This window comes from Pseudomonas brassicacearum (genome assembly GCF_009601685.2).
In the GTDB taxonomy this organism is placed as follows: Bacteria; Pseudomonadota; Gammaproteobacteria; order Pseudomonadales; family Pseudomonadaceae; genus Aquipseudomonas; species Aquipseudomonas kilonensis_B.
This window is the reverse complement of the sequence record NZ_CP045701.2, coordinates 5,212,223-5,232,658: the sequence shown is the minus strand read 5'-3', so window position 1 is coordinate 5,232,658 and position 20,436 is coordinate 5,212,223. Positions and strand designations below refer to the sequence as shown.

The following is a 20,436-nucleotide window of genomic DNA, read 5'->3' as shown; positions in this document are numbered from 1 at the left end:
CATTTGTCCTACACGCCACTAAAGTGGCGTCTGGCCTGTAGCGTAGGACGCCTCCTGTCAGTTTCCTTTCCCATGGTGAGTCAACGATTGACCCATAACGCCATTCAACGTCTTTTGCTGAAACGCTTCGCTTTAGCGGCCGCGACGTACGCGCTGGCACTGGTTTTGTTGTGGCTGGCATTTTTCAGTGGTCATTACCTCGATTCGTTGCGCGGTGCCATCATCGGCAGCGTGTTGGTGGTGCTGTGCCAGGCCGGGCTGTTCGCGCTGTTTATCACCGACCGCAACCTGCGCTTCGCCGACCCCAGCCTCACCGAAGTGCAGGTGTTGATCGGCCTGGGTTGGCAGACCTGGATGATGGCGCACCTGGACCAGGCCCGGGGCGTGTTCCTGGTGTTTTATGTATTGATCCTGCTGTTCGGGCTGTTTCACCTGTCACGCCGGGCCTTCGTGCGCTGTGCGACGCTGGTGTTCATCAGCTTCACCGCTATTACCCTGTGGGACGGTTACTTCTTCAGGCTTCCCGACCCTACCTTGGCCGGGTTGCAGGTGGCCGTGCTGTTTCTCGTGCTGGTGTGGCTGGTGTTTTACGCCCGCTACGTCCAGATATCACGCCAACGCATGCGCCAGCGGCGGTTTGCCCTGCAGGCGCACCAGGACACCTTGCGCGGGATGATGCGCCAGCTCGAAGACCTGGTGGCCACCGATGAGCTGACCGGGCTGTTCAATCGCCGGCACTTCCTGCGCCTGGCTTCGCGCGAACTCAACACCCTCAGGCCCGGCATCGCCCATGGCCTGGCCCTGATTGATCTCGACCATTTCAAACGCATCAACGACCTGCACGGCCACGCTGCTGGCGACCAGGTGCTGCAGGCATTTGCCGCGGTCGCCACGGCGTGCCTGCGCGAGGGTGATGTATTGGCCCGTTATGGCGGCGAGGAATTCGTCATGCTGCTGCCCGCCTGCGACCCCCAGCGCCTGACGGCCTGCTGCGAGCGGCTGCGGCTGGCGTTCACTGAGGTCGAGCTGATCGGTCTGCAGGTCGGCGCCCTCAGCTTGTCGGCGGGCCTGACGATGCTGGAAATGGGCGATGACCTGGACAACGCGTTGCAGCGTGCCGACCAGGCCCTGTACCGTGCCAAGCGAGACGGCCGCAATCGGTGCGCCGCCTGGGAGAACGTCGATGCCTGAACTGACAGTCGCCGGTCGGCAATGGACGGTGGCGGCAGGCAGTAACCTGCTGGACGCCTTGAACAGCGCCGGCGTGGCGGTACCCTACAGTTGTCGCGCTGGCAGTTGCCATGCGTGCCTGGTGCAGTGCGTGGAGGGCGATGTGCGCGACAGCCGTCCCGACGCCCTGAGCCCGGTACAACGCGACCAGGGCTGGCGGCTGGCCTGCCAATGCCAGGTGGTCGAGGATGTGCAGATCCACACCTTCGACCCGCAACGCGACGGCCAGGCCGCCCACGTGGCGGCGGTGGATTGGCTCGGTGGCCAGGTGCTGCGCCTGCGCGTCACCCCCGAGCGGCCGCTGCGTTATCAGGCCGGGCAGCACCTGGTGCTGTGGGCCGGCGACGTGGCCCGGCCATATTCCTTGGCGAGCCTGCCCGAGGAAGACCGTTTCCTGGAGTTCCACCTCGATTGCCGCGAGCCCGGCCAGTTCATTGATGCGGCCCGGCAGATGAAGGCCGGTGACTCGATCCGCCTGGGCGAACTGCGCGGCGGTGCCCTGCATTACGACCCCGACTGGCACGACAGGCCGCTGTGGTTGCTTGCGGCCGGCACTGGCCTGGCGCCGTTGTTTGGCTTGCTGCGCGAAGCTTTGCGCCAGCATCACCAAGGCGCGATTCGCCTTATTCACGTGGCCCCTGATGCAGCCGGCCATTACCTGGCCAAACCCCTGGCGGCGCTGGCGGCCAAGCATCACAACCTCAGCGTGGAACTGATGACCGCGGCCGAGGCGCCGTCCGCCTTGGCGCAACTGCGGCTTGTTTCCCGGCAAACCCAGGCCTTACTCTGCGGCCATCCCGACTGGGTCGAGGCCTTTGCCAAGCGCTTGTACCTGGCCGGCTTGCCGCGCAATCAACTGCTGGCCGACGTCTTCCTGCCCCGTGGGTGAGCGTTTCCAGACCAGGAACAGTTGCGCGAGGTTATTGAAGAAGAGGGCAGGCAGGTAGCCGCGTTGTCGGGGTTTATCAACAGGCATTGGGTTTTGCAGCGCCTGGACTGGCCCCATCGCGAGCAAGCTTTGCTCCCACAGTTCGGTCGGCGTACACATCTCACCTGTGGGAGCGGGCTTGCTCGCGAAGGCGTCGGCCCATTCAAAATGGATGCAAGCTGACCCACCGCCTTCGCGAGCAAGCCCGCTCCCACAGGGGGTTTGTGTTGAACACATTATTCGTGAACACCACAGACCTACTGTGGGAGCAAAGCTTGCTCGCGATGGGGCCAGTCCAAGTGCCACATTTTTTCAGGAGAAAACCAAAAAGCCCCGCCATTCACATGGCAGGGCTTTTGTTTTTCAGCGCTCGGTCACTCAGACCATCGGGTCGCCAACGTGCAGGATTTTCATCCCGTTGGTGCCGCCGATGGTGTGGTAGCTGTCGCCCTTGGTCAGGATGACCCAGTCACCGGTCTGCACCACGCCGCGCTTGACCAGCTCATCCACCGCCGCCTGGCTGACTTCGCCCGGTTGCAGGGCGGCCGGGTCGAACGGCACGGTGTAGACGCCACGGAACATGGCGGCGCGCGCCTGGGTTTCGCGGTGCGGGGAGAACGCGTAGATCGGCACCGAGGAGCGGATGCGCGACATGATCAGCGGCGTGTAGCCACTTTCGGTCAGGGCGATGATCGCCTTCACGCCCGGGAAGTGGTTGGCGGTGTACATCGTCGCCAGGGCGATGCTTTCGTCGCAGCGCTCGAAGGTCTTGCCGATGCGATGGCTGGAAGTCTTGCTGGTCGGATGCTTTTCAGCGCCGATGCAGATGCGAGCCATGGCCTGCACCGCTTCGAGCGGGTAGAGGCCGGCGGCGCTTTCGGCCGAGAGCATCACGGCGTCGGTGTAGTCGAGCACGGCGTTGGCTACGTCGGACACTTCGGCGCGGGTCGGCATCGGGTTCTGGATCATCGACTCCATCATCTGGGTCGCGACGATCACCGCTTTGTTGTGGCGGCGTGCGTGCAGAATGATCTTCTTCTGGATGCCCACCAACTCGGCATCGCCGATTTCCACACCCAGGTCGCCACGGGCCACCATCACGGCGTCGGACGCCTTGATCAGGCCATCGAGGGTTTCGTCGTCGGCCACGGCTTCGGCGCGTTCGATCTTGGCCACCAGCCAGGCAGTGCCGCCGGCTTCGTCGCGCAGTTGACGGGCGTATTCCATATCCGCTGCGTCACGCGGGAAGGACACGGCCAGGTAGTCGACCTCCATTTCCGCCGCCAGCTTGATGTCGGCCTTGTCTTTTTCTGTCAGGGCCGGAGCGGTCAGGCCACCACCGCGACGGTTGATGCCTTTGTGATCCGACAGCGGGCCGCCGATGGTCACGACGCAGTTCAGTTCAGTAGCGGTGGCGGTCTCGACGCGCATCACCACGCGACCGTCGTCGAGCAGCAGCTCGTCGCCCACGCCGCAATCCTTGACCAGGTCCGGGTAATCGATGCCGACCACCTGCTGGTTGCCTTCGGTCAGCGGATGGCTGGTGGAGAAGGTGAACTTGTCACCAATCTTCAGCTCGATGCGCTTGTTGGCAAATTTGGCGATACGGATCTTCGGGCCTTGCAGGTCACCCAAAAGGGCAACGAAGCGGCCGTGCTTGGCGGCGAGGTCGCGCACCAGCTTGGCACGAGCCTTGTGCTCGTCGGGGGTGCCGTGGGAGAAATTCAGACGGGCAACGTCCAGGCCAGCCAGAATCAGCTGTTCGAGAACTTCCGGCGAATTACTGGCCGGGCCAAGGGTAGCGACGATTTTGGTGCGACGGACGGACATGCAAGACTCCTCAAGTTCAAGCGCCAGCGAAGGCTACTATGCTCTTTGGGTGTAGTCATTGTTCATATGCACTACTTTTTCGTTTGTTTTTCGAAATGAACATTCCTGAAAATTTTTGCGCCTTAATAAAAAGAAGATGAACCCCTTTGCAATGGGAACTCATCCTGTAGGAGCTGCCGAGTGCAACGAGGCTGCGATCTTTCCCCAGACAATTGAATCTCAAGCGAAAGATCAAAAGATCGTCCGAACGCGGCCCGAGCCTTCGGCAGCTCCTACAGATTTTTCCACCCAGGTCGATACAGAGCTCAAGACAGGAGAACCTCCCATGCGATTCGTGCTTTTCGTTGCCCTGGCCCTGAGCGTCACGGGCTGCACCCGTTGGTCGATGAACCACCACATGAACCTGGCCTACAAGGCCTATGACCGCGGCAATTGCGAACAGGTCATGCTCGAGCTGTCCAAGGTCGACCGCGCCAGCCGTGCTCGCCGCTATATGCAGCCGGAAGTCTCGATGCTGCGCGGCCAGTGCCTGGAACGGCAGAAGCTGTTTATCGATGCGGCGCAAACCTACCAGTTCATCATCACCCAATACCCCAACAGCGAATACGCCTTCCGCGCCCGCGCCCGGCTCGAGACGCTGCAGAGCCTGGGCCATTACCCGACCCGCAGCGCGTCGGCGATCCGCCCGACGGCGTCCTGACAGGCTCACCCAGTCATGGCCGGGGCGCTCCCTGGCCACGAGCGGCTGGCGTGTTTTCGTTCATGAAAGGTTTGCGCACGGACTGGCTGCTGTACGACCATGAGCTATATTTGTACAAATCGTCACTAGAGCTAAATCTCTAACTTCACGCGGCACCTGTGACCGGCAGCAGCAGGGCCGAGACGCTTGGAAGCGTCTGGCACCGGGATCGGGGAGAGCGAGCCGACGTATGCTCGTTCCGAAGTATTAGGTTGCCCCGGTTCGGGGTCGTTCAAAAAGCGATACCAGACATGTACAAGAAGCGGAGAATCGAACGGCAGCAGTTGCCGTGTTTCCTGAGAGTGTTTAATGGTGTCAACGGCAAGCCCATCGGTTTTTTGGGCAACGTCTCTGCAGATGGCCTGATGCTGATCAGCCATTTACCGTTGATGGTCGGCGCGGACTTTGACCTGCACCTGAAAATCCCTTCCGATGAGGGACCGCAGCAGAACATTGTGCTCAGAGCCAATTGCCTGTGGTGCCGCGAAGACGTGACGCCGCAGCATTTCGACGCCGGTTTCCGCCTGCAATGGGCGCCACCGGAGTACGGGCAACTGATCAGCGCGTTGCAGCAATATTTCAGTTTTTATTCGTTGCCGGAATCGGCTTGACACTGCCGAGTGTGGAGCTGTCGAGTGCAACGAGGCTGCGATCTTTCTCCAGACAATCGAGTCTCAAGCGAAAGATCAGCAGATCAAGATCAAAAGATCGCAGCCTCGTTGCACTCGACAGCGCCTACACGCTTATGCAGCGGCTACAGGGGGCGCTTCAGCGCTGAATCTTCGCCTCGTTATCCATGAACCTTTCCAGCAACAACATCCCCATCTCGCCCATCTGGTGAATCACCAGGGCCAGGTTGCGCGGGGCGCCTTCCAGGTCTTCTGATAAATCCAGAATCAGCGTGCTCACCGAGCAGAAGGTTTCGTAGGGAGGCGCCGGTAAGCCTTCGGGGAATGCTTGTGCACATCACTTTTGCCTCCGGGCGGCTAAACCCGATGGGTTCTGGGGGATCTGTAATCCGTTGCGCAGGGCGTTGTAGTCAGTTGGAGGATCCTTACAAATTTGGTTGCCGTTGATCGTGACTGTCAGGTTCGACAGGTGTCCCCTAGGCCGGACAGGTATTCACTACTCAAACGGTCGGAAAGAGCGGTTGGCGACGCAAATCGTGGATTTACATTCAAGCAGGATTTGAAATGAAAACTGAAAATGACATGAAGGATAAGTCTAGACAGGAACCTGCCTCCAGCACCGTCGAAGTAACCGCGTGGGGGGGCGATAACAATAGGCTATGGGCAAAGCTTGAAGTGAGATACTGGTGGTCGGCGGACGGTAGAACATTTACCGCTGAAACGCTTCGCTACCAAGTGGATCCCAATAACCGCAATAGTGGTGATGTGTACTTTAGGGTAGAGGCGGAGGGTGATTCGGGATGGAGCACATTAACTACCACTGCCAGGCAAGATGGGCAATGGCACTCACTGACTTCTCAAACGTCAGTCGCAGGCAACTCCAGCTTTGCAGATATCTCATTTCATTATGACTATGACGTAGCCTTTGCCCCCGATCCGCGCCTCAGGGGCAGTGTGCGTGTGAAAAGAGATACTCCCTATATTGATATTGAGCACTGATTTTCCTTTGAGCAAGATGGTGAATGGAAAGATTTGTCGAGGGCGTATATGGCGACGGTAAATGCCATATCCCCAAGCGTGCATTTTAAATGTATATATGATCGGGTCGGTGCACCTGACGTCGTTATGGAAGGGTCAGTGACGGTGGAGTTTTCTACGTGATTTTTCCATCTTCGGAAATGTAACTTCTAATGACTAAGCGAAAGGGTTACGCTTTTTTGATTCGAATATGTAGGGCTGTAACTACGTCGCTGGCTTGGTCTCCTGGGCCACTTTGCAATAAGTGAGGCTGGCCCGCTTTGACAATAAAGCTGGTTATTAGGGCTGAAAAAGATAGTTGTTGGGCAGGGCAGGGCTGGAGGTTGAGTTGTTGGCTGTGGGGTGGAACATTCTTTTCTTGTGGGAATGCTGAGTTATCGAGCTGAGTTGTCAGCAGGGAGTCACGTCACGGGGCAAGGCCAAGACGCACAAGCTGGCGGGCTCTAGCGGATCAGTAATCAGTTGCGCAAAGCGATGTAGTCATCCACGTTTCCTACATTGGGTCCTACCGTTGGTCGGGACTGTCAGGGTTGACAGTTATCCTGGTACTTGGGGGGGGATTTACTGGGCTCGAACTCTTTTTTATAGGGTGCAGTTACTCGGAGCGAGTCTTGCGCTACAGGAGATAGTTATGAGCGTTGATAACGAATCTGATAAACACCCGTCAGCCGATGTAATGCAAGGAAATGGCGAAGAGGATGACATTGATGGAGGTGATGAACGGGCGAGAATGAACGGGCGCACGATAATAAGAGCGACAAAAGATGGTTACTGGGCAGATTACGAATTGGACCATACTTGGTCAGCAGATGGTTCCACCTTTACTCTCCGATCCTCTCGATATAGGGCCGCAGATAATGGCCGTACCTCAGGAAATGCCTTCGCAAAAGTTATCACGTTGGTCGACCCTGAATGGACAGCGCTGACGGGTGATGATGCTGTTCAGGACGAACAATGGCGCGGTCTGGCTAAAGTAATCACTGTTAATAGCTACAAGCCTGATCATAGTGTCACTGTGGGCTTTTATTTTATCTATGACAGGAGGGGCGTGGAAGATGTCCATATGTATGGATATAAAGACTTTCCTTTCGTTCCTCAGGCGCCCGTTATTAATTCCATACAAAATGTTCCGGGAAGACGATTTACTGTATCTGGGAAAGGTGGCGTCGATAGGGTAGGTATCATCCAGCTTCACCAGACTAATAATAACAATCCTATAGGCGCCCCGGCTACGGTGGAGTCGAATACTTGGTCTACCGAGATTAATTTGCCTTCAGACATTAGGGGTATTGACTTGTATGGCCGGCAGAAAATTGGCGAAAAGTGGTCCGGCAAGTCCGTAAGTACCGGATATATACACGTGGCCGAAGTGACAACCCCCTCTGCTGGTTCGGTGGTGCTGAGTGACGCCGAGTTCTCTGGCCGCGCAGCCCCAGGGACCAGGGTCAAGATGGTCAAAAGCGGCAGCCCCAATGAAGAGGTTACGAAATATTATGACGTGCGTGATGATGCCCAATGGAAGTTAGAACTCGATCCGCCATTGGCCAGCGGTAAGCATCGGTTAACGGTTTGGTTACGGCTGAATGGTTTTGCTGACAGCTATACTTCTAATCTGGAATACGAGGTGCTCGGTATTCCCGCTATAACGGCTCCGGAAGTAAACAGTACACAGTCGATTCCCTTTACGCTCTCCGGCAATAATGGGTTGAGCGGCGCTACGATCAAAATTTACCGCTCTGATGACAGTGCAAGGGACCCGAAAGGCTCAGGATCGGTGGACGGCAACGGCTCTTGGTCTGCCACAGTGGGCAAGCAGTTGCCTTTTGGCCGGGTAAGTCTGGTGGTAGAGCAGGAAAAGGGAGGTAAGAAATCTGGTAACAGCGCACTCCGTCAATTCATCATTCCACCCAATGTACCTACAATTAATTTTGATACCAATAACGGAGTCATTCGGTTGTATGGTACCGGGCTGGCCGATGCTCGATTGGATATCCATTTTAGAAATAACGCTACGCCGTATCTTGATACGGTTGTTGAACAGGGTGGTACCTGGGAGAAAATTATCCCAGCAAATCTAGTTCCGGGTTCCTACGTGTTTTCGGCACGGCAACGCGTTCCGGATGGAGGTGGGTGGATTTACTCAGGCTATTCCTCTAACTTGTCGGTTGAAGTTCCTGTCCCCCGCCCGACTGCGTTAGAAATCAGACTGGCGGGGCAAAAGCCAACTTTCTTGGGGCGGGGGCTTCGGTGGGACGGCTATAACACCTACGTCCGGATATACAGTGATAAGTCTCCCATTGACGGTGTGTCGGATGCCGATGTCGGGAATAATTTGCAATGGCAAACTACGGCAACTAAAGATCTTGCTCCTGGCCGCTATACAAAGTTGAGTGCTCAGCAAGTAGTCAACTCAAAAAACTCAGCGCACACGGATGATCATCAGATAACGATACCTTCCCCAATCCCCGGATTGAGCGAGCCTAAGGCGGCTCCTGAATACACCACTCAACGCCCACTGTTTGAGGGCACAGCTTGGCGGGGATCCACTGTCGAGCTGAAGTTTACCGACGGGCCCGCTTCTATCCCCCTGACGGCGCCAGACGGCACCTTCCGCCATCAGGTCAATGAAGACTGGGCGCCTGGCTTATACACCGTCACGGCGACAGCTTCGTTTAACGATCAGCCTGCAGAAACCGTTCGCAGCTTCCTGGTCAGGACGCCGAAACCCACAATCACCACCTCCGGCTCAGTCGACATGGATCCGCGCATCGAAGGCACTGGTTGGCCCAGCGGATGGGTTGTCATCCATAAGGGGGACAACACCGTGTTGGGCGAGGGACCAGTAGACGCGCAGAGCAGGAAGTTTTCGGTGCAATTAAGTCAACAGTCGCAAGGGATACTCGTCGTTTACGCCAAACAAGCGCTGGCGCAGGACAGCACGAATATTTCCGAGGAAACTGCACGGGTGACGTTGACCGTGGAGATAAGGGCTCCGGTCATACAGGAGCCGTTAGTCAAGACGACGCGCACGTCGACATTCTCAGGGACTGGCACGACGGGCGGTACCGTTGAATTTTATCTTAACGACGTAAACGATCCGATTGTCGATGGGATACCCGTTGAAGGGGGCGAATGGCAAACGACACTCGAGCTGCCTGCGGGCAACCCCAAGCTTGAGGTTGCCCTCCGACATTTTGGGGTACTCAGTGCGAAGCAGCTCCACCCCATTACAGTGGTCCCGGCGCCGCCCATTGTCGATACCCCATTGCCAGGCGAGGCGCTGGGCGATGTGTTGCACATCAGCGGCTTTGGCTTCCCCGAAGACCAGATCCGCATTGACAGGCGTAGTGATCAGCAGGTGCTAGGGAGAACCACAGTCACGCCAGCCGGCACCTGGACGGCCAGTGTTAAAAACGAACTGGTGAATGATGACGATACGATCGGCGCCTTCGCTTCCGCAGGCGCAGGGCTGGATTCAACGTATTCACCTTGGTTAAAGCCCACTTTGCTATTGAAAGACCTGCCCCACTTCACCGAACCGCTACCAAATGACCGGGTCGGGCTCAGGCCTTGGTATGCCGGCATCGCCACGCCGAACGCGACCATCAGGGTGGCGTCCTGGTTCAACACCGATGAACTGCTGGCGCCGTCCACCGTGGCCGATCAGTTCGGACGGTGGCAGGTCATGGGCAACAAGGATCTGCCGGAAGGCCCGACACGAGTGGCGGTGCGTCAAACCATGAATAGCGTTCATTCACAATGGGTCGAGAGTGGGCGTTTCATCGTGGAAAAAATGCCTGCGGGGTTCAGGCCCCCAACCGTCGATTATCCGCGGTTGGGGCAGGAGGTCGGGCGTTATCCGATGTTCTCGGGCAGCGGTGTACCGGGCGCTAGGATCTATATCTGCGAGGAAGAAAAATACGACCCGTCGTTGATCCCGAACTGTTGGGTCGGGCGTGACGGAAGATGGGCCGTGCAGTCAATAGTCGAGTTGCCGATCAAGGATGACTTCAAGTATTCAACCCAGCAATACCGTGATGGGGCGTCATCGCTTTGGCTCACGCCCAATCGCGATATCAAGGTGATCCAAGTGCAAGAAGGATTTGCCCCAGCGGTCATCCATACGCCGGAGAAGGAGACGACGGTAGAGCGGCGGCCACTGTTTGCCGGCACCGGCACGCCGGGGGCGTCGCTTCACATTTTCTCCAGATCCGAGGAGGACCTCTACCGCAAATATGGCGAAACCCAGGTTGATGCCCAAGGGCACTGGTCGATGCGCAGCGACGTGCAATTGGACGTACGGTCGCACGCAATTTCCTGCGTGCAAAAGCTCGATGGGCAAGACTCGACGAAGCCGGCGACCGTCAATTTCACTGTGACCGATGTCATTGACCTGCCCGTCGTGACCAGCCCGGCCTCTGAAGATGAGTCTGTCCCGCCTGAAGCGGTGATCAGGGGGACGGCGATGCCAGGCGTCATGATCAAGCTGGCCACCAGTGGGGATGAGAGCATTGTGTGGGGCACTACCGTTGTTGATGAGCTAGGGCAGTGGGTCATTGTTACGAGGCCGCTACCGTTGGGGCTCTTTATTATGGCTGCACTTGCGTACAAGGATGATGGCGCGCGCTCCTATTGGCGTCAGTTCAAGTTCACTGTGCGGGATATAGGCTGATCCGATCCTTTTTTGACGATGGCTACTTTCCGAACGGGTGACAAAAGCCAGACAGGCGGCCCCGCAAACTGTCAGTCCTGACAGTAGATGTCGCCTCATTTTCAGCGCTAAATCCATCAAACGACAGTAGCGCCAGCCGTTCGCAGGGCAACGGTGTAGCAGGAGCTCAAGTAAATGAATGCATCTGACAACCTCCCGGTTCATCAGTTGACCAGGGCTGTACTGGGCCAGGAACGCCTGGCTGTGCTCTCAGGCTTGAACCAATACCTCGCAAAAAACACCAGTGTCTTCGATTTAATCAAGTTGAAACACGCCCAATTACGGGCGCTTGGCTTGAGCCGCGATGAGGCTCAGGCGCTGTTGGCCCGCGGCAATGCCCTGGCGGTTTACGTGGCCCGGTTTTTTCGTGAGCAAGCCGCTCTGGGGGCGGCCAACCGGCGCAACGAGAAGGCGCTGGTGGGCTTGCCCACTTACATGAACCTGTTCAATCCGGATATCAAGGGCAGTGCTCCGGCAGGCGCCATCGAAAACCGCGCCTCGACTACGGCTTACCTGGTGGCTTTGCGCGAATGGGTGCGCGATTACATCGAGGGCAACGGCCCCGAGGTCATACCTTTGCCTCTGGAAATGCGTCGACCTGACGTGGACGAGCTGTTGCTCAACGAGATGGCGGTCGACCGACGCCTGTCGCGTCTGGAAATTGCCAATTCGGTACTCGAAGCCCAGATCAAGGCCAAGGAAAACATCATCGACGTCAAGGCCTTCTTGCGCGCTTGTCGTTATCACAACAGCCTGCCTTACGATCACGACTGGGAAAGCATCACCCACGTGGTGCGCACTGCGATCGAGGACGGATCGCTGGGCGATGTCATCCGCCATGTCGATTTGGATTACCCCTATTTCAAGAATCCGGGGGCCAAGGGGCAACGGGCCGATGTCGCCCAACAGTTGGGCATCGGAATCGGGCCATTGCATTTGTCGTTGTTGCTGGAGTCCCCGTATTTCAGGCTCCGTCCCGATCCGACCCGCACGTTCATGAGAGTAGACCCGCGAACCCGGTTGATCGATCCGGCACCGCAGGATTATGACTTTTACCGGGACAATTTTGGCCACCTGGCGGTGGGGTTGCTCAGCTTGCGCCAACTGAGAATTTTCAGCGAGTCAACACGGCTCGATCAGCGAGGGGTCGACGCTTTGCTGGGGCGTGGCGCTTTCACACCTGAACTTTCTGTCAACGCACCGGCCTTGGGCGAGCCAGGAACACCGCAGACGGGTGTTGATGCGGGCGCCGTTTATATCCATGGCGGGGAGTTGCCTGAGATTGAATTGCGCCCAGATGGCATCCCCCAAGGCACGTTCATGTTGCATCACGTTGGCGAGACGGATAATCAGGAACGAGTGATGGGCCATCGCATGGACCGGATCAACCGCAAGTGCCGGCTGGATCGCATGCTGGGCTTGCCTAGCCATCAAGTCGACCGCTTGCTCGTCGCCTCGATGCGTGCCGAATACCGGGGTACTGGCAATGGCGAATTCTGGATCCGTTCCAATACGCTGCGTTGCCTGGGGCTGTTCAAGGCATTGAGTACCCGTTATGACTGCCAGGCCGAGGAGTTCGCGGCTTTCATCGATGTGTTGTCGGTACACGGCCAAGATGGGCAGTTGTCACAATTCGACCGGGTCTACAACCGGCATGCGATGTACGACGAGCCGTTGCTGATCGATGATGGTGAGTTCTCGATTGCGCCGCGAAGCGAGGCCGATGGGCGAACCGTTCACCAGATCTGCAATGCCCTGGACATCAATTTCGAGACCTATCGGTTCCTGGCCATGGTGATTGCCGGGGCGTATGGGTTGAGAACGCAATTGCAGCGCAGCCTGAGGATCCTCTCCAGTTTCTGGCGCTTGACGCATCTGGCCCGGCTCGTCGGCATGACGCCTATCGAGGCGACCGCCTTGCTGCAGACCATGAGCGATGGCGAAGGCCTGGTTGCCCTGCTGGCGGGTGAGCCGGTTGTAACGATCCATGGCATGGAGGATGGCGCGGATGCGTTGAGCGCCATCCAGGGATTGGTGGATTGCGCCCTCTGGGCCCAGGACTACGATCTGTCGGTGCTGTGGCTGGTGCGCTATGTCAATCCGGTGCATGTGCCTGCCGTCTGGACCGAAGGCCAGGAGCAGTTTTTGCGGCAATTGCGCAGCCAGGTGTTGGCGGTTCGGGTGCTTGAAGCCTCTTTGCTGGAAGAAGGCGCACCCCCACGCATTGAATGGTTGCCACTGCTTCAAAACGAGAATCTGGTCGATGGCGAAGGCTTGGTGCTCGGTTGGCATGACGAGACCGAGGCGCAATACCTCGCACGTACTCATGAGACGGTCCGGAAAATAGTAGAGGAGGCCATCACGGAGCCAGAGTCGCGAGAGCCGCTGCAGGACCTCATCATGACCCTTCTGCTGCGTTGCCGGGACGAGCAGCGGACGGTCGTGGAGGAGGGCGTTTCAGTCTTCCTGAAGCTCGACTCATTGTTGGCCGCCCAGATCATGCGTTGGTCGCAAGGGCATGCCTATGACTTCTTGCAGAAGGCGATGGAGCTGTCCGAGCTCCAATCACCCTTGGCACGGCGTCAGCAGGAACCTGAACCTTTCTTGAAGATGCTGGCGGAGCTCGAGCGACGCGGCGAAATCGCTGTCCGGCTGGGCCTGAGCCCGCAGATGCTCGATACCCTACTGACGGGCGAGCAATATCAATGGTTCAGTCTGGAGGGCCGCTACGAAATCACGCTTCAGACGGTGTATTACCTGGCGCTCTACAGCCGCATCGTCAGTCGTGTTCGCGAACCCGAAGAGAAAATGCTGGACTACCTGCGTCAGGTCAACGAGCTGCCCGACGACATGAGCGAGGACGGGATGCGTCTGGTCCGCGATGCGGCCGCTGACAAGTTGGCAACGTACCTGGGCTGCGGGATCAAGCATGTGTTGGAATGCGTGCAGCACATCCAGGCGCAACTGGGCGAGGACGACGCGCCCGTCAAGCCGATGTTGAGCAATCTGGCGCAGTTGGATGTGCTGCTGCGCACATTGGAGCTGGCCAAGAAGGGCATGGACGCTACCGCTGCGTTTTCCATGGGCTCGCTCGATCCGCTTGATAGCGACGCGGCCTTTGCTGCCGCTGCGCGCAATGCACTGGAAAGCCTGACCCAGTTCAACTCCGCTACCGGCGTGCCGGATTCCGCTGAGGTCGGCCAGAGCGTCACTACCCGGTGTCTGGTGGATAACTCACGATTGATCGCCAACGTGCCTGAAGAGGTGGCGGAGTTCGAGTGCACCCTGCTCGATTTCTATGGCGAGCCCCTCAAAGGCGTCGACGTCTACTGGGCTACTGATCTGGGCGCCATCCTCACCCCTCAAACCCGCACCGATGACCAGGGGCGGGCACGCGCGCAATTGCAATCGGGTGGGCGAATGGGGACGGCTCATGTTTCGTTCAATATTCCATTGCATGAACCGATCTACGGGCCGTCGGTGGTGATCGATTGTGATGAAGACACGTTGGTGGTCAATCCACGAAGCCAGTGGCCAATTTCCGGCTCCGTCCCTCCAATACTGGCGGGGTTACGCGGAGAACAAGAACTGAGGGTCCGGATGTACGATCGCTATGGAAATCCTGGGGCGTTGCGCAAAGTCGAGTGGTTTACGACGCTTGGCCAGATCCGGCCCAACGAATCGTACACGGACAAAGACGGTTGGAGCCGTGTGTGGATTTCCAGCCAGCAAGCCGGCAGCGCAACTATCAAGGTGACAAAAGAGAACGGCGAGGGATTCGATTTCACCTACCAACCCGAATTTGTCGACAAGCCGCGCATTCTTGACAACCCATACGCCTTCAGCGTGGCGCTGGTGGGGCAACCGTTGAGTTTACGTTGCCTTGTGGTGGGGCTCGGTGGTGAACCGGTCGAGGGGCAAGAGGTGTCCTGGTGGACCAGCTTGGATCCAGAGAGCAAGACTGAAGAGCCGAGCGATGGGCAGGGCATCTCGCAATTCACTCTCGACTCCCCTCCAGCGGGCCAGCTGACTGTTTTCGCTCAGTTGGAAAACGGCCCTCAGGTCGAGCTGCCGGTTTGGGTGGCCAGTACCGCGGTTATCCAACGACATTCCGTGGACAAGCAGCATTCGGTGCAGGGTGGCAAGCCAAGGCTGCTATGGGTCGATGTAACGGAACCGGTCGAGGGTTCGCCGCGACCGTTGGCCAATTATCCAGTGCAATGGACCTTGGTGGCCGAGTCGCCGAAAGGTGCGGTCTTGGAAACGGTTTCCATTGCGACCGATGCCCAGGGGCGGTCCGGCTATCTGTTCAATCCGCAGACGGAGGGAAACTTCAGCTTGACCGCTCGGTTGGCCTTCGATGACGAACAATCCCACGAATTCAAGTTGTCCGTGATCAGGGCTTTTGTATGGAAGGTCGATTTACTGCTCTTGGAGGACGATGAGGAACCTGTACCTATCTTGCCCGGCCTTGGCGAGCTGAACCTGTTCAGAAATGCCCGTTACCGCCTCGAGATCAGCGCTGACGTTCCAGAAACACTGGCAGGCAGCGAAGGGGCCGTGGGGTGGAGTTCCAACTACACCACCCAGGCCCTGGCCGTGACGTTCAACCCGCCGTTGGCTACACGCATCACCTTTGAGCAAGACCAACCCTTGTTCGTGGAAATCCGCACTGGCGACGTGCGCAATGGCCGTTTCCAGTTGAGCCTGGTCTGCGATCGCTTGACCGAAGCACTGGTACTCAACGGCACTTTGAGCAGACGCCCCTGACGGACTGCCTTTGACGACAGCTAACCGGGAAGCCCCGGCCGGCCATCACAAGGAGCGTATTCGATGGAATTACTTCAGATCAACGAGCTGACAGAGCGCTACACCGCAGCGATGCTGGAGGCCGTGCTGGGCCAGAAAATCTGGGAAGGGGCTGTCGTGCTGGCGAGTCCCGAGGACCTGAGCGAGTACCTGATGCTCGATACCCAGGACAGCGCGCAGTTGGAGGCGACGTGGATATCGGCGAACGTGCGGTGCCTGCAGCAACATATTCAGTCGGTCTACAGCGGGATGGAGCCAGGTTACGAGGACATCCATTTCGAGCCGGAGGATGTCCAGTATTGGTATCAGATCTTGAGCCACTACAGCACCTGGTCGGCTAACGTGATCCTTAAGGATCAGGCGGAAAATTATATTGTCCCGTCACTGCGCCTGAAAAAGACCGCCCTGTTTAGATCGTTGGAAAACAGCTTGAATCAAATGCGCCTGACCACAGACTCGGTGCAGCGGGCGTTGATGGAATACACCCAGGCCTTCCAGCACATCTGCGACCTGGATGTGATCGCCGGCTATATCGACGGCGCCAATAGCCAGAAGGCGCGTTATTGCTTGATTGGGCATGAGCGCACGCCACCGTACGCCTACTACTGGCGTCCTGTCAGGGTCGAGATCGATAACAGCAGCCAGAGAATCAACCCGGCAGCCTGGGGTGAATGGCAGAAGATCGACGTTGCGACCGCGGACAAGGTGGTGGACATCCGTCCGGTGTATTGGCGCGGACGCCTGGCGTTGGTCTGGTGTGAATGGCGGGAGCGTCAGGTCGATAGCGACGGCAGGGTGCAGATCCCGTGGTCACTGGAAATCAAGGTGGCCTACAGTTTCCTGAACGGCCAGTGGTCGGCCCCTGTGTCGCTGCACCAGCGGTCCTGCGAGCACGACGTTTCCAACGGTCGCCTGACAGCGGTGTCGCTGGGGGATGGCGACCCGCGCGACGACTTGCTGGCGGTTTGTTATACGAACCGGCAATCGTTGGATGGGGCGGCTACGTTCCACGAAATTGAGATCCACGAAACCCGCGATGCGATGTTTCGCAAGGTCGCCGATGATACGGCCACCTTGTTGAAAATGACGTTCGCTCGCTTCCTGGCCCCCAACCGTCTGCAACAGAAAGTGGTGCCGGCCGATTATTCGAAAGTCACGATTGGTTCTGAAGTGGATGTAGCGGGTTCCATCACGGATGAACTTTTCCTGGATGCCATCCATACCCGTGAATATGTTGGCAGCCAACTCTTTGACGTACTCAGGGTTCGTGGACGTTGCAATGCGGTGGAGGAGACAGGTCGGACGATCGGACGGGTTTCGGTCAGTTGGGATGCCGGGCCGCACCGCGTAGAAATTGTCGATGCGGGGGAGCGACGGCTGCGCATCACCATGACCACGAACGAGGAGCCTACGCAAGCCCACACGCTGGAGCTGAAAGAGGCTCTGGTCGATGGTGAGGACGGTAAGGTAACTATTCATGCGTTCCGGACAGACGACTTCAAGCCCACGGAACGGGGGGGCTACGTTGCAGAGGCAGTGGCCGAACTGAATCCTGCTGCGCTGAAGTTGCTTCTGGAAAGAACGATGGGCGAAGTGCAGGCCGGTGCGGGTTTCACCATGAGCGGGGTCGGCGGCGCTGCACTGAACGAGCAAAATCAGGTGGTGCCGAAGATTGCCTATGGCTCGGTAACGTTCATTCTCAGCTACGAGCTCAGGAACAGTGACGACCCGAAGAACTGGGTTTCGACCGGCGTGCTGAGCGGTCAATACGCGACCCCCTGGTTGACGTATCGTCGCCCCGTTGCGACCCGAGACGATGTACAAAGCTTTCCCATCGATTCACCGCTTGTTTTCAAGTTTGGTCAGTACGAGGGGGAGGGGTATGGACGTAACAAATTCAACGTACTACTCAATGAGCAATCGGTGCTCTACCCAACAGTGTCCATCGATAAAAGTGACCCCAGGGGGTCGCAATTCCTGCACTTCGACAGGGTTGGCCAAACGCTTGAGTATGTGCGGGTGAACTCGACCTTCGGCCCGGTGTTGAGCAGCCGCGCGGCGGTTTCTGTGGATGCTTTGCTGGCTTGGGAAACCCAGCACATCGAGGAGTCACCCATGCCGGATGGCACGCAGGAGAAAAACGGGCCGTTCGACGGTTGCAACGGCTTGTATTTCTGGGAGATGTTCTTTCACACCCCCGACCTGGTAGGGACGCGCCTGACTGCAGAAGGGCGCTATCGCGAAGCCCAGGGCTGGTACGAATACATCTTCCACCCGTTGGCGCGGGAAGTTCCGGAATCGTCGGCCGAAGACGACTCCGGGGAAATTGCCGCCCCTGCCTATTGGCGCTGCCGCCCGTTGTGGAATGACCTTGATCCGTCGTACGAAACCGAGGCGCCAACCGACCCGGACGCCATTGGTTATTCCGCGCCCATCCACATGCGCATCGCCTTGTTCTTGCGTTACGTGGAGAACCTGATCGCCTGGGGTGACAGCCAATATCGACGCCTGGACTACGACAGCATGATCGCTGCCAGGCTCAATTACAGCCGGGCGTTGTCGCTGATGGGCCAGGAGCCCAGTATCCAGACCATCTCCACATGGGAACCGACGACCCTCAAAGAACTTCTGGAAAAAGTCAGCGGACGCAATGCACTCAAAGCGTTTGAAGCGAACTTCTCCATTGATTTGGCTGACGTGCCTGCCGGCATGACGGCCACGCCTCGTTTCGAACTGCTGGGCGCGGATCCGTTTCGGCCAGGACTCAACCAGCGACCCGATGCGTTGCGCGCGTTGCTCGGGACGCGGCTGGACAACCTGCGCCAGAACCGCTCGATCGAGGGCCAGCCATTGGCGATTCCGTTATTCAGCCCTCCCATGGACCCCATGGACCTCTTGCGCGCCCAGGGCAATTCCGAATCGGGTGAGAGTCGCAATCCAGGTGGGCAAGTGCAAGTGGTGCCATACAAGTGGCGGACGGTGCACGACCTTGCCTTGCAGGGCACAGAGTTTCTGATGCAACAGGAAGACCAGTTGCGGTCATGGTTGGAGCAACGTGACCGGGGTGAGCTGGAAGAACTGCAACAAAGCCATCTGATTGAAATGGCCGATTATGCCAGGACCGTCCATGAGGCGACGATTGCCCAGCTGGAGGCGACGGCGGCTTCCTTGAGGCAGAGTGAGGACATGCTCAAGGGCCGGGTGCAATATTATCAAGGGTTGATCGAGGAGGGGGTGTCCCCGGCTGAGTATCGAGTGCTGCAGACCAGTCGGGCCGCCAGGGCCCTCGGGACGGGCGCAGGTGCATTGAGAGCGGTGGGCGCGGCCCTTGATATGGTTCCCAACATTTATGGGGTCGCCAATGGCGGTGCGCATTTTGGGGCCGCCCACCAGGCTGCCGCCGAAATCATACAGGTGGCAGCCGATTTCATGATGCGCGAAGCCGACGAGACCAGTGTAAACGAGCAGTATCGTCGGCGTGGGGAAGAATGGGCATTCATGCTCGCTCAGTCGAATGCCGAGGCAAGGGTTCTGCGAGAGCAGATCCTGGCGCAAGAGCACGCGATCGAGGCCGCCCGGGCCAGCCTGCTACAGACTGAAGCGGCCAACACCCAGGCCATGGAAGTGTATGCATTCTACAAAAATCGCACGACGGGGCGGGAGTTGAGCAATTGGATGGTCGGCCAGTTGAAGACGCTTATCTACCAAGTGTATGACGTAGTCGCCGGGCTGTGCCTGTGTGCCGAAACCTGTTGGCAATATGAAATGGGTGATTTCAAGTCACGGTTCATTCGTCCTGATGTGTGGATGGACACTTACCATGGGCTCACCACGGGCTACTCCTTGAAGCTGGATTTGCTCAGGATGGCCGCGGCCCGTATCAAACGTGATGAGCACCGGCTTGAGCTGGTCAAGACGATCTCCTTGCGTTCGCGGTTGGGCGACAACTGGAAAGACCAGATTACCTCTGAGGGGCAGTTGAGCTTTTCGTTGGATGAACGGATGTTCAACGAAGATTACCCAGGTCACTACTGCCGCCAGGTCAAGCAACTATCGCTGACTTTCCCCGGCTTATTGGGCCCTTATGAAAATGTTCGGGCGGTGCTGGTGCAAACGAGCAGTGCCACGATTCTGGAACCTGATATCGAAGCGGTCAAATACCTGCATGGCGTTAATGGGGCTTCGCCTCAAGTAGGCTCGCTGATGCTGAATCTGCGGCCATACCAACAAGCTGCTTTCTCCGTTGGGCTGGACGACAGTGGCGCGGTTGGGTTTCCTGACGATGATCGCTACCAGCGTTTCGAAGGCACCGGGGCTCATGCCTCCTACCAGTTGACGTTTCCTCGATACTCGTCAGCTTCGCAACGAAAACTGCTGGACTCCCTGACGGACATCATCCTGAGGCTGACCTATCACGCCAAGGATGGCGGCACCTCATTCGCCGCTGAGGTGGAGGCAGAGCTTGTTCCCGAATCTGAGATGACTGCGACGCCCGACAAGGCACCGCTCGCGATTCGCTGAA

The 20,436-nt window shown here is 58.0% G+C and carries 9 protein-coding genes and 1 pseudogene; 8 read left to right on the top strand and 2 right to left on the bottom strand.

The window, feature by feature from the left end; translation table 11 throughout:
- Positions 1-87: 87 nt before the first annotated feature.
- Positions 88-1,191 carry a sensor domain-containing diguanylate cyclase gene (locus GFU70_RS22580; RefSeq protein WP_153388833.1) on the top strand — a complete coding sequence of 368 codons (1,104 nt, stop codon included), beginning with the start codon at positions 88-90 and terminating at the stop codon, positions 1,189-1,191.
- Positions 1,184-2,119, top strand: coding sequence for an iron-sulfur-binding ferredoxin reductase (locus GFU70_RS22575; RefSeq protein ID WP_064107029.1), 936 nt, complete (start codon positions 1,184-1,186; stop codon positions 2,117-2,119). The genes GFU70_RS22580 and GFU70_RS22575 overlap by 8 nt, the downstream gene beginning before the upstream one ends.
- 417 nt (positions 2,120-2,536) lie before the next feature.
- Here the strand turns inward: GFU70_RS22575 and pyk are convergent, their stop codons facing one another.
- Positions 2,537-3,988: a pyruvate kinase gene (pyk, locus tag GFU70_RS22570; RefSeq protein ID WP_058546087.1), complete on the bottom strand. Its 1,452-nt coding sequence runs from the start codon at positions 3,986-3,988 to the stop codon at positions 2,537-2,539.
- Positions 3,989-4,313: 325 nt separating this feature from the next.
- On the opposite strand from pyk, the gene GFU70_RS22565 reads away from it, so the two are divergent.
- Both GFU70_RS22565 and GFU70_RS22560 read left to right on the top strand, forming a co-directional pair.
- Entirely contained in the window at positions 4,314-4,688 is a 375-nt protein-coding gene (locus tag GFU70_RS22565; protein WP_058546388.1) for a tetratricopeptide repeat protein, read from the top strand.
- A gap of 290 nt (positions 4,689-4,978) precedes the next feature.
- Positions 4,979-5,338 carry a PilZ domain-containing protein gene (locus GFU70_RS22560; RefSeq protein ID WP_116641411.1) on the top strand — a complete coding sequence of 120 codons (360 nt, stop codon included), beginning with the start codon at positions 4,979-4,981 and terminating at the stop codon, positions 5,336-5,338.
- A gap of 157 nt (positions 5,339-5,495) precedes the next feature.
- Here the strand turns inward: GFU70_RS22560 and GFU70_RS22555 are convergent.
- Positions 5,496-5,651, bottom strand: a pseudogene (locus GFU70_RS22555) (DUF6124 family protein); the annotation flags it as partial.
- 269 nt (positions 5,652-5,920) lie between these two features.
- Here GFU70_RS22555 and GFU70_RS22550 point away from each other — a divergent pair.
- The 4 genes from GFU70_RS22550 (at position 5,921) to GFU70_RS22535 (ending at position 20,435) form a co-directional block, all read left to right on the top strand.
- A complete protein-coding gene (locus tag GFU70_RS22550; protein WP_133247178.1) occupies positions 5,921-6,355 on the top strand; it encodes a hypothetical protein in 435 nt (144 codons plus the stop codon).
- 670 nt (positions 6,356-7,025) lie between these two features.
- Positions 7,026-11,066 carry a hypothetical protein gene (locus GFU70_RS22545; protein WP_153388832.1) on the top strand — a complete coding sequence of 1,347 codons (4,041 nt, stop codon included), beginning with the start codon at positions 7,026-7,028 and terminating at the stop codon, positions 11,064-11,066.
- A 174-nt stretch (positions 11,067-11,240) separates the two neighbouring features.
- Positions 11,241-15,875: an Ig-like domain-containing protein gene (locus GFU70_RS22540; RefSeq protein ID WP_153388831.1), complete on the top strand. Its 4,635-nt coding sequence runs from the start codon at positions 11,241-11,243 to the stop codon at positions 15,873-15,875.
- 63 nt (positions 15,876-15,938) lie between these two features.
- Positions 15,939-20,435 (top strand): neuraminidase-like domain-containing protein, encoded by a 4,497-nt coding sequence (locus GFU70_RS22535; RefSeq protein WP_153388830.1) that lies wholly within the window; start codon positions 15,939-15,941, stop codon positions 20,433-20,435.
- Position 20,436 lies beyond the last annotated feature (1 nt).

Coding starts and splice junctions, on each gene's coding strand:
- GFU70_RS22535 (WP_153388830.1), top strand. CDS start 15,939: ATGGAATTACTTCAGATCAACGAGCTGACAGAGCGCTACACCGCAGCG.
- GFU70_RS22550 (WP_133247178.1), top strand. CDS start 5,921: ATGAAAACTGAAAATGACATGAAGGATAAGTCTAGACAGGAACCTGCC.
- GFU70_RS22560 (WP_116641411.1), top strand. CDS start 4,979: ATGTACAAGAAGCGGAGAATCGAACGGCAGCAGTTGCCGTGTTTCCTG.
- pyk (WP_058546087.1), bottom strand. CDS start 3,988: ATGTCCGTCCGTCGCACCAAAATCGTCGCTACCCTTGGCCCGGCCAGT.
- GFU70_RS22565 (WP_058546388.1), top strand. CDS start 4,314: ATGCGATTCGTGCTTTTCGTTGCCCTGGCCCTGAGCGTCACGGGCTGC.
- GFU70_RS22545 (WP_153388832.1), top strand. CDS start 7,026: ATGAGCGTTGATAACGAATCTGATAAACACCCGTCAGCCGATGTAATG.
- GFU70_RS22540 (WP_153388831.1), top strand. CDS start 11,241: ATGAATGCATCTGACAACCTCCCGGTTCATCAGTTGACCAGGGCTGTA.
- GFU70_RS22575 (WP_064107029.1), top strand. CDS start 1,184: ATGCCTGAACTGACAGTCGCCGGTCGGCAATGGACGGTGGCGGCAGGC.